12 protein-coding genes are annotated in these 14,353 nt (G+C 54.4%); 6 read left to right on the top strand and 6 right to left on the bottom strand.

Annotation, left to right across the window (positions count from 1 at the left end):
- Positions 1–3 precede the first annotated feature (3 nt).
- Positions 4–975, bottom strand: coding sequence for a DUF3598 family protein (locus tag ACZA91_RS09735; RefSeq protein WP_242037340.1), 972 nt, complete (start codon positions 973–975; stop codon positions 4–6).
- Between ACZA91_RS09735 and pyk the strand changes: the two genes are divergently transcribed.
- A complete protein-coding gene (gene pyk, locus ACZA91_RS09740) occupies positions 929–2,692 on the top strand; it encodes a pyruvate kinase (protein WP_190534350.1) in 1,764 nt (587 codons plus the stop codon). The two genes, ACZA91_RS09735 and pyk, sit on opposite strands and share 47 nt — an antisense overlap.
- A 1,053-nt stretch (positions 2,693–3,745) precedes the next feature.
- Entirely contained in the window at positions 3,746–4,354 is a 609-nt protein-coding gene (gene clpP, locus ACZA91_RS09745) for an ATP-dependent Clp endopeptidase proteolytic subunit ClpP (protein WP_099531589.1), read from the top strand.
- Positions 4,355–4,599: 245 nt separating this feature from the next.
- Here the strand turns inward: clpP and ACZA91_RS09750 are convergent, their stop codons facing one another.
- The gene (locus ACZA91_RS09750) at positions 4,600–5,730 is read right to left on the bottom strand and encodes a metallophosphoesterase family protein (RefSeq protein ID WP_463182135.1); all 1,131 of its coding nucleotides are present in this window, start codon (positions 5,728–5,730) and stop codon (positions 4,600–4,602) included.
- 325 nt (positions 5,731–6,055) lie between these two features.
- Here ACZA91_RS09750 and psb34 point away from each other — a divergent pair, with 325 nt between their 5' ends.
- Positions 6,056–6,235, top strand: a complete 180-nt coding sequence (psb34, locus tag ACZA91_RS09755; RefSeq protein ID WP_099531587.1) for a photosystem II assembly protein Psb34 — start codon at positions 6,056–6,058, stop codon at positions 6,233–6,235.
- 579 nt (positions 6,236–6,814) lie between these two features.
- Here psb34 and ACZA91_RS09760 read toward each other — a convergent pair.
- On the bottom strand, positions 6,815–7,330 hold the full coding sequence (locus tag ACZA91_RS09760; protein WP_190355580.1) for a hypothetical protein: 516 nt from the start codon (positions 7,328–7,330) through the stop codon (positions 6,815–6,817).
- A gap of 306 nt (positions 7,331–7,636) precedes the next feature.
- Between ACZA91_RS09760 and hetZ the strand changes: the two genes are divergently transcribed.
- The 3 genes from hetZ (at position 7,637) to ACZA91_RS09775 (ending at position 10,454) form a co-directional block, all read left to right on the top strand.
- Positions 7,637–8,815 (top strand): heterocyst differentiation protein HetZ, encoded by a 1,179-nt coding sequence (hetZ, locus tag ACZA91_RS09765; RefSeq protein ID WP_099531585.1) that lies wholly within the window; start codon positions 7,637–7,639, stop codon positions 8,813–8,815.
- On the top strand, positions 8,808–9,926 hold the full coding sequence (locus ACZA91_RS09770; protein WP_463182139.1) for a hypothetical protein: 1,119 nt from the start codon (positions 8,808–8,810) through the stop codon (positions 9,924–9,926). Before hetZ ends, ACZA91_RS09770 begins: the two co-directional genes overlap by 8 nt.
- A 291-nt stretch (positions 9,927–10,217) precedes the next feature.
- Positions 10,218–10,454: a NifU family protein gene (locus ACZA91_RS09775; RefSeq protein WP_099531583.1), complete on the top strand. Its 237-nt coding sequence runs from the start codon at positions 10,218–10,220 to the stop codon at positions 10,452–10,454.
- Positions 10,455–11,278: 824 nt separating this feature from the next.
- Here ACZA91_RS09775 and ACZA91_RS09780 read toward each other — a convergent pair.
- The 3 genes from ACZA91_RS09780 to hemF form a co-directional block, all read right to left on the bottom strand.
- Positions 11,279–11,503 (bottom strand): DUF4327 family protein, encoded by a 225-nt coding sequence (locus tag ACZA91_RS09780; protein ID WP_099531580.1) that lies wholly within the window; start codon positions 11,501–11,503, stop codon positions 11,279–11,281.
- Between the two features lie 595 nt (positions 11,504–12,098).
- The gene (locus tag ACZA91_RS09785) at positions 12,099–12,458 is read right to left on the bottom strand and encodes an STAS domain-containing protein (RefSeq protein ID WP_099531579.1); all 360 of its coding nucleotides are present in this window, start codon (positions 12,456–12,458) and stop codon (positions 12,099–12,101) included.
- 306 nt (positions 12,459–12,764) lie between these two features.
- The gene (gene hemF / locus ACZA91_RS09790) at positions 12,765–13,781 is read right to left on the bottom strand and encodes an oxygen-dependent coproporphyrinogen oxidase (protein ID WP_234406460.1); all 1,017 of its coding nucleotides are present in this window, start codon (positions 13,779–13,781) and stop codon (positions 12,765–12,767) included.
- Between the last annotated feature and the right edge of the window lie 572 nt (positions 13,782–14,353).

Below are 14,353 nucleotides of genomic sequence, written 5' to 3' on the forward strand. Positions count from 1 at the left end.
AACTTAGGCGACGCGCTCTTCAGTCACCAGAGTTAGGCTAGCCCAGGCTCCTTGGGCATCGTAGCTGCGGATCAGTCGTTGGCGCAGATTGGGGTTGATTAGCCAACCGGCCTCCAAAAAGAGCGGCTGTCGATAATTGAGTTGCGTGGGAAAGGTGGCCGAAATCCCGTTGGGCAGCAGGAGCACTGTGCTGTTGCCTGCGCGGAACTCCAGCCGATTCCCCACGATCGCCGCGTCAGAGCCGATCGCCTGATTCCCGAACTTGAGTGTTTGCACCAGCCGATCGCCCGATCGCCGAACTTCCAAGTGCGACATGCCTGTTTGGGCCGGCTGAAAATCGGGATAGACCGTCACCCACTGTCCTTGCCAAACCCCTGGCAGCGCGGTTAACAGCGCTTCAGGCGTGAGCGGCTCCCCCGGCGGCAGGGTTGGCATAGGATCCAGGGTTTCCCGAATCAGGGAAAGGGGCATTAACTGCGCCGCCTTGTCGTAGCGAATCACGACCCGCACCCGCAAGGGCCGAGCCACCAATCCCAACTCGGCCCCAAATTCGGAAAAGGGCCCTAATTGCATGGAACCTTGGGAAAATGCGCCGGTTTCGAGGGCTAAGAAGCCTCGCCCCAGGTTGCTGTAGGTGAGTTCTAAATCTTGAACGGGGGCAGCGGTTTCGATTTCGGGAAACTGTCCATCGGCCGTGGGGGCAAATTGGCGCACCCGTTGATAGATAGTTTTGCCGCCTTCGAGGGGGGTAATGCTGGTGATGCTGGGGCGATCGCTGAGGAGTTGTCCTTGGTCATCCACCGTGGCAAAGGAGCCGTACCACTCACCCACGTTCTCTAGCAAGCAGTCCCAGGTCGATCGCATGGCCCATAGCAGAGAGAGGACTCCATCGATGGTATCGTAGTACCCGCAACGTTTCGAGACATTCATGGACTCGCCACAGCCCTTGCGCCGCACCAAAATCGTCGCCACCATTGGCCCCGCCACTAACACGCCCGATGTGTTGCGATCGCTCATTGAAGCCGGTGCCACGACGCTTCGCCTCAACTTCTCCCATGGCAGCCATGCCGACCACCAGTCCAACATTAAGCTGATTCGGCAAATCTCCTTTGAGCTGAATCAGCCGGTGGCGATTCTGCAAGACCTTCAGGGCCCGAAAATTCGGCTCGGCAAATTTGCTGAAGGGTCAATTGTGTTGCAAAAGGGCGATCCCTTCGTGCTCACCAGCCGGGAAGTGGTGGGCACTCAGGACGCAAGCTCCGTCACTTACGATTTGCTGGCGGAAGAAGTTCCTGAAAATGCCACGATTTTGCTCGATGATGGGCGCGTGGAAATGGTCGTGGAACGGGTCGATCGAGCCAAGGGCGATCTCCACTGCCGCACCATTGTTGGCGGCCGCCTCTCGAACAACAAGGGCGTGAACTTTCCCGGGGTTTACCTGTCGATCAAGGCTTTGACCGACAAGGATAAAGAAGATTTGATGTTCGGCCTCGATCAAGGGGTCGATTGGGTGGCGTTGAGCTTTGTGCGCAATCCCCAAGACGTGCTGGAAATCCGCGAAATGATTGCCAGCCGGGGCAAAAACGTGCCCGTGATCGCCAAAATCGAAAAGCACGAGGCGATCGAGCAGATGGAGGCCATCCTCTCCCTTTGTAACGGGGTGATGGTGGCGCGGGGCGATCTGGGGGTTGAACTGCCCGCCGAAGACGTGCCCGTTCTGCAAAAGCGCTTGATTCGCACGGCTAATCGTCTAGGCATCCCGATCATTACGGCCACCCAGATGCTCGACAGCATGGTCAGCAACCCGCGGCCCACCCGTGCGGAAATTTCCGACGTGGCGAATGCCATTTTGGACGGTACTGATGCGGTGATGCTGTCCAACGAAACCGCTGTGGGTCAATATCCCGTGGAAGCCGTGGCCACCATGGCTCGGATTGCCGTGCGGATTGAACAGGAGAAATTCCAGTTCGATTTGGAAAGTGCTGGGCGATCGATCCCGAATGCGATTTCCAAGGCTGTTGGGGACATTGCGGCCCAGTTGGATGCAGCGGCGATCGTAACCCTCACCAAGTCCGGAGCCACCGCCCGCAACGTTTCTAAATTCCGTCCTAGTACGCCAATTTTGGCCGTTACGCCCCATGTCAACATCGCCCGCCAATTGCAATTGGTGTGGGGAGTGCGGCCGCTGATGGTGTTGGATTTGCCATCTCCCACCCAAACCCTGCAAGCGGCGATCGGGCTGGCCCAAGAACAGTACGTTCTGCGCGAAGGGGATTTGGTGGTGATGACCGCCGGTACGTTGCAAGGCATTTCCGGTTCCACAGACTTGATCAAAGTAGAAGTGGTGACCTCCGTGTTGGGCCGTGGCCGTGGCATTGGCCAAAGCTCCGTTAGCGGTCGGGCCCGGGTGGTGAAAAACCTGATGGATGCCAACTCCCTGGAAGCGGGCGAAATCCTTGTGGCTCCTGCTACCAGTGTTGATTGCATTGAAGCGATTCGCCGTGCCGGTGGCGTGATTACCGAAGATGGCAGCCTGACGGGGCACGCCGCCACTATCGCCCAGCGGTTAGGCATTCCCGTGATTGTGGGTGTGGATGGGGCTACCGATGCCATTCGTGACGGGGCGATCGTGACCTTGGATGCACCGCGCGGAGCCATCTATTCGGGAGCGGTAGGAGCCATCAGCGAATAGTTCGCGAATCGTTTGCGAGCGACTCATTGAATTAATTAGTTAGTTCAACGAGAGGAGTGGGCTGGGGGTGATCCGGGCGATCGCCCTGTGGCGATCAAAAAACTGACCCCCGCCCTTTCCAAATCAGAGTTCAACCGGCAAAATACTGGCATCCCCCCGCCTGGTCAGCCCCGATCGCCAAAAGTTGGATCACCTCCACGGGCGAACCAAGTGGCGGGAAACGATCAACTCTGCTTTGGCGTGTAAAGCTGGCCGAAAATAAGCCAGTCACGAAAAAAGCAGACCGCGAATAGCAGATAGCCAGACGGTTAGATAGTCAGACAGTCAGACACGGATAAAAAACAGATGGGGTAAACGCTGGGCGAGAAGTCGTTTAACCAGTTGCAATGCTGGGTCAACCTCTCAGCCCCATTCAACTCAACCCAACTCAATTCAGCCCTTGTCCTTGGAGCCTAGTAATTCTTTACCAAAGGTTCATACGGAATGGGCGAAAGTTCATCCTAGCTTTACAGACAGCTAGGGGTTTTCGCATACCCTTAAAGTTATGAAAGTGCTGAAAACGCAATAAGGGCTAAAAACTCCATTGCATTCACGCGCTTGCGGACGAAACAAAAAAGTCACCCCTTTGGGGTCTCCGCAGCGTGCCATCTCTGTCTGACATCTCTGACAATCTCCACAGACCCTGCTCTAACTCTCTTTTCCTGCTCTAACTCTCTTTTTACGACAACGGTTCATTGGGTGAGTGTGATTGACACACCACCCCTTTTTTTGTCTCTGGATTTTTTTGTCTCTGGGTTTTTGGCGTAGCGTTGCTGATCTTGTGCTCTGGCTGGCTGAAAAATCGCCGGGGAATGGTGGATCAGCCTATTGAGCGTCGATCGACCTTGCTCAGAATCGAGAGCGTGAAATGGGCGACTAGCCTGTTCAGCCTAGGCTCCATCGCGATCGAGCAGACCTGAGGGCGGAGACCCGTATCGAGACCCCTAGAAGGTATTTGGCGCAACTCGCTAGAATCAAGGTTGTTTCAGGTCATTCACAAGCCATAGGACGCGCATGATCCCGACTGTTATCGAACAATCTGGCCGCGGCGAACGCGCTTTTGATATTTATTCCCGGTTGCTGCGGGAGCGCATTGTGTTTTTGGGAACGGCGATCGATGCGGATGTGGCCAACTCGATCGTGGCGCAGCTCCTGTTCCTTGACGCGGAAGATCCCGAACAGGATATCTACCTGTACATCAACTCCCCTGGGGGTTCGGTGACGGCTGGCATGGGCATCTATGACACGATGAATCACATCCGCCCGAGCGTTTGCACCATCTGCGTTGGTCTGGCGGCCAGCATGGGAGCGTTTTTGCTCAGTGCCGGTGAAAAGGGCAAACGGATGAGCTTGCCGAACTCCCGAATTATGATTCACCAACCCTTGGGCGGCGCACAGGGCCAAGCAACGGATATCGAAATCCAAGCTAAGGAAATTCTGTATCACAAGGCCAATCTCAACCGTTGCCTGGCGGATCACACGGGTCAACCCCTGAGCCGCATTGAAGAGGACACGGAACGTGATTTCTTCATGTCGGCTGGAGAAGCCCAGGACTATGGCCTGATTGACCAGGTGATTAATCGTCGGCCGTCGGCTTCGGAGCCGTTGGTGGCTGCGGTTTAGGATGCGGCGGCGCTGCGGCGTGGCTGAGACTGTGTAACCGGCGCTGCATGATTTGCACTGTGGGGCGATTGGCTTGCAGTGATGAAAAAGCTGAGGGCGCGGAATTTGGCATTGAATAGCCAACGATCGCGCGGGGGCAAGGGGCTTAAGCCCCTTGTCTGTTTTTGTGGGCCCCTGGTCTGCTTTTGGGGGATGAGGACAGGGCGAGCCGTTGCCTTGAAGATGGCTGGCTGGGTTTGATGTTTCTAGAGGCGCAGGGCGATGTGGTTGTCGATGCGTGCGATCGAGCCGTCGGGGCCGATCGCCCCAAATTGTTGGCAATAGTCCCGTACGATCGGGGGCAATTGCTGAAACTCAAAGAGTGTGTCCCCATTGGCCACATCGGCCCAGAAATTCCGTAACTGGGGAGCCAGCAAGAGCGCTTCGTCTTGCGACAGCCCCAAACCGCCATACATCAACATTTTCAACATAAACGGCGGACTCCGATCGCCCATCCACTGCCGAGAAAGGGCGGGCAAATCTTCCCAACCGGGAACAGACTTCACGCGGCCCGATTCCACCTCCAACCAAGGATGACCCGCGCGATCGCGCCGCAAGGTGACCAAGCGGAATGGATGGGGGTAACTGACTAAGGAGCCGGTGGTGATGTCATAGAGGCCGTCAGCTTCGGCAATGTCCTGCACATGGAGATGGCCCGTAAAAACTAACTGGATCCCGGCCGATCGCAGCTTTTGGCGCAGTTCGATCGCATTTTGGAGCATGTAGCGACTGCCCAGGGGGTGAGTTGCCTGTTCCGGCAAATGCTCCACCACATTGTGATGCACCATCACCAGGGTCAGATCCTGCGGGTTGAGCTGGGCGAGGGTGCGATCGAGCCAGTCCATTTGCTCCGCATCGATCGCCCCAACAATTTCCTTGCCATCTTCTGCAAGTTGATTGGAATTCAGACCAATCAGCTTCAGGCCGGGCAACAACTCTTGAATGTAATAGGGCTGCGGAGAATCCCCATAGCCAAAGTCCCGATACAGCGTCACAAACTCCGGCAGGGTCGTGATGCGTGGGTAACTCGATTGGGCAGGAAAATCATGGTTGCCCGGAACCACATAAACCGGATAGGGCAACTGTTTCAGCCGTTGCACCAACCACTGATGATTTTCTGGCTCGCCATGTTGAGTCAGGTCACCAGGCAACAACAGGAAATCTAAATTTAGTAGCTCCAGTCGCTCCAGGATTTGCTCCAGGGCCGGAATCGCCACCTCCACCAAGTGAAATCGACTCGGATGATCCCAAACCGTGTGGGGCAAAGCGACATGTAAATCGCTGATGACGGCAAAGCGGCAAGGGCGATCGGGCCACGGGGCGATCGGGGAGGACATAGGAAGCGATGAACGGGGGCTGAAGAACTGGACAAGGACGATCCCCGCTCAAAAACGAGTATAGCCTTGCGTTTCCGCCCCCGGGCGCGATCGGGCCTAAAGCAAGCAATCTGTAGTGATTTTTAAATCGTTATTAACGCATGTGCCGATTAAACGATGAAATGTGGATTGATCCGAGGGCTGGACTGATGACCACCAAGGCTTTTAGCTCCGAATGAGGAAAATAAAATAATTTTCGTCAAGTATGTTGCAAGAAAAGTTTACATAGTGTTACACTGTGAAACACAGGGCAACAAACAGCCCCCACATCCTTCGGAGCAGTGCCATGTACACCACCGTTAACGAAACCGGCCAACTGAACAACTACGCCAAAGAGCCGAAGATGTACTACGCGCATTACCCCACCTTCTGGGAACAGCGCCGCTACGCACAACTGGGTGGGGCCGCTGTCTTATTCCTGGGGCTAACTTTGGCAGTTGCCTTTGCTGCATCCTCAGTGGTCTAAGGTGTTGTAATCTTCAGGCTTGGTGTTAGTAAAGTCAGCAGTTTTCTGCGCCCTTCGTAGTCATGATTGACTTCTGAGCCTGTTGATAACCCACAACAATAATTCATGGTGATTTCTTAAAGTGACAGTCTGCGATCGTCGTTCGCAGTAATGACTTGCCACTACAACTGTTAGTCATTGCGAGTCACAGTCGCTGGCAATGAGTCAATCGCCACAAATAATACGAAAGTCACCTCAATGGTTAACACTGAGGTGACTCTTGTTGTTTTTAAGACTCGAATGGAAATTGCCAGCCTGCTTGTGCCGTAACTCCTGCTCTTTCCTGAAGTGGAGGAGAGACAGAAATAATGTTGATCACTCAATTACTTCGTCAAGACTCATCCTCCTTCTGTTTTGAGGATGCCTGTGAAAGGGGCAACAAGGGGCTAGATGAGTGCAAAAGATCGCATGATTGACTAGAGACTGATCGGGTGATCGTTGGGGATTGATTGGACTGAATCCCAATCAATGGTCATCAATTACTACTGTGAACTGATGAGTCTGGATCGTAGAACTGGCTCAACGCTTTCTATGTAAATTCTATGCAAAATCTGAAGGGATCGTTGTGGCGCTATTGGGCAGCGGATTGGGAATCATGTCGCCTTCTTGCCACTGTTGAACTTGGGAAAAGAGGTTGCGAACGGTTTCCTGAAAGGCTTCTCGGGTCACTTCAATGCCCTGCATCACATCACCGGGGATGTCGAAAAACACGAGGCTATCGATCGTTTCCATTGCCATCAGTTGAAACAGGATATGCGTGACGGGAAACGGGGCGGCCATCAAGTTGGGATCTTTGGTGGGCATGGGGCCGCGGGCTGCGTCTTGCAAGGTGGGAAAGGCGTAGACCACATTTTTCTCGATTCCCTGTTCGCGGCGGTTCCCGAGGGTGACGCGCACCCAATCGCCATTCAGGGTTTGTAGGATGTAGTAGTCTTCGCGACTCAGTTGGTTGGCGAAGTAGATCAATGCTGGGGCGATCGCGGCAACGATTTCGGGAGTTTGACCGTCTTGGGGAGCATTGTCGATCAGAATTTGAATTTGGCTTTCAATATCCATAGGTTCAATGAAAAAGACGAAAAATGACGGTCAAGCTAGGCAGGGCGGGCGGCGGCTTTGGCAATCGCCCTAGTAACAGTCCTAGCAACGATCGCTCGTGCCACAACCATCGTTGCGCTCGGCCGCAAGCATTGTACCTGCGGATTTTGTGGCAAGTTGTTGGGGGCTAATTGGGGTTACCGATCGCACAGGCAGCGTAATCGCTCGTGGTGGTCATCGCTGAGTCGATTATGCTTGTCATGGTAAACCGTTCCGTAGGACATCTCCGGAGTCTTGGGGTGGCATCAGTCGCAATGGTCGGTTGTAATGTTGGCATCAGACGAGAGTTGTAGGGGCGTGGAATCGACGATCGATTTATTGCAGCGGGAGTTGCGGTCAGGAACGACGGCTCCAGAGGCGGTTTGTACAGCGGTGGCCGATCGAATTGCGGCGGAAGTCGATCGCATCTGTACTGAAAGTCGTCGGATCCAGTCTTCCGGGGATGTGTTGGGTTGGGCCCACAGCCTGGCTCGTCACCGATTGCAACAGAATTTGCGCTATTACCAATTGGGATCCCAACGCGGCCGAGCCGAGTTGCACAGTACCCTCAGCGCCATCATTTACCGATACATTTCCCCAGCCCGATCGCGCACGAGCTATCAAGCGCGGCTGTTGGCGATCGAGGATTTCCTCCAGGGATTTTACGTGGAGGCGCTGGGGGCCTTTCGGCGCGAAAACCAGTTGCCCCCGGACTACACCCCTCGGGTACGGCTGGAGTTGGCGGAATATATGGCGTTTGTGGAGCGCTACGCCAAGCGCCGGATTCCGTTGCCCGGTGGACGATCGCAGCAGTTAATTGTGTTGCGGGCCCAAACCTTTGCCCGTCAACAGCCCCCGGAAACTTCGATCGACATGGATCAGGCCGCCGAAAGCGCCAGTGATAGCGGTGAGGGCTACTCCTGGGATGATGCATCGGTGCAGCAGGTGCGCGATCGAATCAGCGCCAAGGAATCCACCGATGTGATGGATGGGGCCCTGCGCCAGGCGGTTGTGGATGAATTAATTGCTTATCTGCGCGATCGCAACCAAGAGGAATGCGTTAACTATTTGGTGCTGCGATTAAAAGACTTATCCGCCAGCGAAATTGAAAAGGTGTTGGGGCTGGATGCTCGTCAGCGCGATTACTTACAACAACGTTTCAAATATCACCTCATTCGCTTTGCCTTGCTCCACCGTTGGGAATTGGTTCACCAGTGGCTTGATGTGGATTTGGAGCGCGATTTAGGCTTAACCCCTCGTCAATGGGAAAGTTTGCTCAATCAACTGGGCCCGGAAATTACCAAATTGGTGGAGCTAAAACGCGCGGGATCAGACGATCGAACCGTAGCCCAAGCGATGGGAATCAGCGCTTCTCAAGTGCAAAAGCTATGGTTCAAGTTGCTGGAAACCGCTTGGGAAATTCGTAATCGCACAGAGTCCGGAACGAGGAGGGGGACAGATGAATAGCAACTTAGATAGCGTTCCCGGTGCGTTGCAAGCGCAGCTCTTGGGCCAGTTATTGGATGTGGCCAAGGAACTCGACCCCACAACCACCCCTGATCAGTCCCGATCGCCTGAGCCGATTGAACTTGGGGCAACCCAGCTTGAGCCGATCGAGATTGATCAGGCGATCGAACAGGCCCTCGCTGCCCATGCCTTCGATCCCGCTGACCTCCTAGAGGGTGACTTTTCTGCCCTTGCGGATCCGGCGATCAACCCCGCACCAGCGCGATCGCTATCTCCCAGCGATTTATCGGTTGCGAATCCTATGCTCGAACTTGATGCAATGCCCGTCGTTGACCAGCGCTATCACGCCCTGCTGAAACAGCGGTTGATTCTAGAAGCCTCCCAGCGCCCTCCCCTGTTTCCTTGGGAGTCGTCTGAAGCGGCGCTAGATTATCGCGACACTTACGAGGACGCGCCCTCGATCGCCCAAGTTCCCCAAAATCCCTGGCTACGGCAGTTCCAGCAGCTCAACCTGCCCACGAACCTGCCAGCGGACTTGGCCGAACGACTCTTAGCCGCTTGTCAAACCGTTGCCGCCCAGGCTCTCAAAGAAGGCGTAGCCCTCATGCAAGCCGTGGATGAGCTATTTCCCGACCAAGATCGCCTGCTGAATGCCCAAGCCTCCGTCGTGTTGCGCTGGGCAACGGCCGTGCGTACCGGTGCTGCCAATCGTTTTCCCATGGAATATGTGGAATATGATCGCGCCAACCCCCAGCAGCAAATGACCATTGCCCTGTTGGCCGCGCGGGAACTGCTGAACCGCCTGACCCTCGAACTCAGCGCCAAAACCCCCCAGGTCACCCAAGAATGGCTAGCTGACGGTGGTGCTTTGCGAATTGAGGCCCACTACATCCCCCAAGCCGATCGCCCTGCCTTGAACCTCACCCTCCGGCTTCCCGGCACGGGCACTGCCACCCTCCACGGCCCGCAGGCCTCCGTGCAAGCGGCTGGGGAAGGCCTCCTGCGCCTGTCCATGCGGAACGTCAAACCGGGCGATCGCTACCGGTTGTCCGTGGCCCAAGTGGGCGAAACGGAGCTTCCTCCCTTGACCTTCACGATTTTGGTGCGCTAACAGCCACGAGCAAACAGCCACGAACGAACAGCCACGAACGAGCGGCCCGGGCAACTGGCCGTGAGCGATTCTCCATGAACTGAAATCCTGTCAAATTGCGGGCATGACTCAAGAGCACGACTCGGGAGCATGAACCAGATTTAGCAACTTGCCTGTTGTAAAAGTAAGCAAGTCAGGCGATACACTAAAGGACGGGCGATCGCACGATCCAGCGACCTATCCATCGCCCGCCCTGAGGTCATCCCTCCAAGGAAAATCCTCATCCGTTTTGCTAAATCCAGAACGCTCGCCATGACCCTACCCCTCACTGTTGAAAACGTCGAAACCACCCTTGATGAACTGCGCCCCTACCTGATGGCTGACGGCGGCAACGTTCAGCTTGTTGAAATTGACGGGCCCGTTGTCAAGCTGCGTCTCCAAGGTGCTTGTGGTTCTTGTCCCAGCTCGGCCATGACCCTGCGGATGGGCATTGAGCGTCGTCTGAAGGAAGTGATCCCCGAAATTGCCGAAATTGAACAAGTGGTTTAAGGCGTTTGCCTGAGCCTTCGGTTTGAGTCTCAAAACTGAAACCTTCGACTCTCAAAAGCAAGTCAACACAGCAACTAAATACACAACCAAATACAACTGATCGATCGCTGATAAAACAAGGGGCTTTTGCTCCTTGTTTTCTTATTTGATTTTCCTGTTATGGATTATTTTCTGTAAATTATTTTCTGCAAATTTTCTTGCTTAAGCTCTCTTCAAAATCTAAAAACTTAGCCATCTAAAAACTAAAATTAGATACAGCCTTTACCTAAAATAATTGGCACGTCATATCGCAAATGCCATGAATCAACGGTTCGGTGGGCACTGCCCACCCTACAGACAACTGTGCTTAGTAATCGAGATAAGGGCTGTAGTAGAAGTTTTTCTGAAAATATTTTAGTAAAACAGTTTAAACATAAACAGGCAAGGAACGTCAGCTCCTTGCCTGGTCAACAGTTGTGCCGTTTGGCAGTCTAAATTACTTCAGCGTGGTTTCAGATATCCATGGAGATTCATCGATCGATGTTCCGTTCAATCCATTGATTGATAAATTAAGTCAAATTAATCAATGCAATAAATTCAACCGGAGTTAACTAGACCTGATTAGGACTGCTTAGATCTTTGGGTGAGTCTCAATGAAGCTGAATCCGAATAGGTCTGGATGAATCGCAGTGGGAGAATTTATGTGCCTCAGCCGATCGGCAGTTGATTGTTTGATCTGGCGAGCGAAAGTTGAAAATTTGATGGGTAACAGCGCCCACGTCATCTCACGCGATCGCTTAGGGTTTGGCAAGCCAATTAATGTGCGCTTGATGGGGCTGCTGGTCTTAATCGTTAGTCCATTCTTCGTGACTGAGCAGGTCTCCCACGCAGTCCCGGAGTAGATAGTCACACCGCTCTAGCTCAAACTCCACACAAGTCCATTCCCGAGGCGGAATAAATTGGCAGAGGACATAGAGGGGCTGATGACGATCCACGTTTCCCGTTTCCACGAGATGGCGGGCTTCGTCTCGGATCTCGTCGATCGAGTAACGCAGTTTCGTTTGCAGCATATAGAAGGCCCTCTTGGCGATCGATTCGGATGGTTCGGTATGGCTCGATTCAAATGCACCCTACTGTAACGCACCAAATTTATCTATGGCTGTTGCTTAGTAGCGGGCAATACTGAACTTTTACCTATTCTCATCCTTGCCCGAGGGCTTAGCACAGGTCTGGCCGTTAAAAATTCTTAAAGACTGCGACTGTCCTGCAATATTTGATCATCCCCCTTATCATGGCTCTTGGATCGTGACTGGGCGGGTCGATCGAATCCGTCACGTCACTGGGCAGCCTCAGTCAAGCTCTGGAACCGTGGGCAATGGCAATGGTTGTGAATAGTTGCCAGATAGTTGCCAGATAGTGGCGCGAAGAGTGGCGCGAGCAGTGGCCGGAGGCAAAAAGTACCCAATTCGGCCCATAAACCGCAAGCACCGGAAGATCCATAGGACTCATCTTCCAGTGCTTGTGGTGGGTGATGCTATGCGCTAGCTGAAAGGTTGGCTGTTCCCGATCGGGCAGCCCGGGGCTTGCGCTGCCTAGGAGGCGATCGCCCCTTTTGTTTGATAACAACCTAATTGCAACGGGCAGATGGCGCGCTAGGGTGAAGGCCTAGCTAGCGATCGTGCGAGGAGTGCCCTCAAGGGCTTGGTCTTCACTATCAAAAATTTCAAATACGGAATCCATCATGGTGACCTCGAAAACCAGCTTGGCTTCGGGGTGTACCTGACAGAGGCGAAAACTGCCTTTTTCCTTATCGGCATCCCGCATCCCGGCAACGAGCGAGGTGAGGCCAGAACTGTCAATGAAGTTGACCTTGCTGAGATTCACGACGATATGAGGACTCAGCTTAGAAATACATTCTTGCAGTTTGAGGCGAAATTGCCAGGCTGTCGTAATGTCCAGCCGTCCTTCAGGGGTGAGAACAATTACCGTCGTGCCATCTTTGGTCGTGTGGGTCTTCTGCTCCATGATGGATTGTTCGCTCTTGGGGGACTAGGAAGGGGGCTGGCCGACAGATCGTGTTGAGGACAGCGGCGGATCGGCAAGCACTTCATGACCATACCCAAACTCGGGGGCCAGTGGACGTGCAAAGAACGATCCCGGTCAGGACACGGAGATCGAAACAAAGCTGGGGGCTTGATGCTTCGATTTGATCGCACCGGCTACGAGCACCACGCAATCGGAAGCAGCGCTCGACAGGTAAGTCTCCTTCGGATTGTATCACGGCACCCCAGGAGACTTAAGTGGTCTCGGAGTGCCGTTTTCCCCAAGCTGCTAGGCAAGTCCAGGCACTTGAGGGGGTGCATTGAGCCAATCCTGCGGCTTCAGGAAGATCTCATAGAGACTCGCTTCCCGCGTGTTGGGGTCGGGCTGGTAGCCATATTCCCAACGCACGAGTGGCGGCAAAGACATCAAAATTGACTCTGTGCGACCGTTGGTTTGCAGCCCGAAGATCGTGCCGCGATCGTACACCAAGTTAAACTCAACGTACCGTCCCCGACGATAAAGCTGGAAATTTCGCTCCCGATCGCCATATTCCTGGGACTGACGACGCTCAACGATCGGCACGTAGGCCGGTAGGAACGCTCGGCCGCAATCTTGCACGAAGCCGAACAACTCTTCCCAATTGCGCTGAGCCGGCACGCCCACTTGCTTGCTGTGTTGGGCGGCGGGGCCCTGGGCATCGGGGCCGCGATAGAGTTCGTTGGTGCCGTCTTGGTAATCGAAGAAGATGCCGCCAACCCCACGGGTTTCATTGCGGTGCTTCAGGAAGAAATATTCATCGCACCAGAGCTTGAAGGTGTCGTAGTAGTGCGGATTGTGGCGATCGCACGCATCCTTCAGGGTTTGGTGAAAATGCACCACATCTTCCACAAAGGGGTAGTAGGGGGTGAGGTCAATGCCGCCTCCAAACCACCACACGGGGCCCGCTTCAAAGTAGCGGTAGTTGAGGTGAACCGTGGGGATGTAGGGACTTTTGGGGTGCAGCACCATGGAAGTACCGGTGGCGTAGAAGCCATGGCCGGCCGCTTCCGGGCGCTGGGTCAAAATCGAAGGGGGCAATTGGGTTCCCCACACTTCCGAGAAGTTGACTCCGCCTTGCTCAAATACGCCGCCGTTGGTGATGACGCGCGATCGCCCGCCGCCCCCTTCGGGCCGCTCCCAGGCATCTTCACGGAACTGACCCGCCCCATCGGCGGCCGTCAGTCCCTGGCAAATTTCATCTTGAATTTGGCGCATCCATTGGCCAACCCGTTCACGGGAGTCGGCTGGCGGTGCGCCCGCAACCATGGGTTGGGCCTGGCCGTTGGCCTCGGGATGGGTGATCGATGACTTGGCGGGGGTTGCGAATGCGGTCATAGCTAATGTCTAACGCAGTTTGTTAGGAAGCTTTAGGAAAAGGAAACGCCCGCGATCGACCTAAATTTAGGAACTCCCTCAGCCTGGGACGGGGGACGGCGATCGATCTTGGTAGAAAACAGGTTCTGGCGGTTGGGTCAGTTTCCTCACCCAAACGACAACCAGTGCCACGGTTGCTATTGACCCTCTAGCGTACCGGAGGCCCCTAAAAGTCCGGCCAAGCAGTCGTAGAACTTAACAATTTTGTTGTAATCCTGCTGCTGAGTCGGAATTAATCGTTGGTATGAGCGCTCGATCGCCCCCGATCGCCTAAGCCGCTGCCTGCCAACTTCCCTTAACAAGACTGGGATCAAGGTGGGGATCAGCTTGAAATTGATGAGCGCCCAGAGCCATGAGAGCGACTCAAACAGATACTCAAATCAATACCCATCAATACCCAAACAGAACTCAAACAATACCCAAACAGAACTCAAACAGATGGAGAAGCAACTTCTAGAATCCAA

The organism is Limnothrix sp. CMB-01, assembly GCF_055193175.1.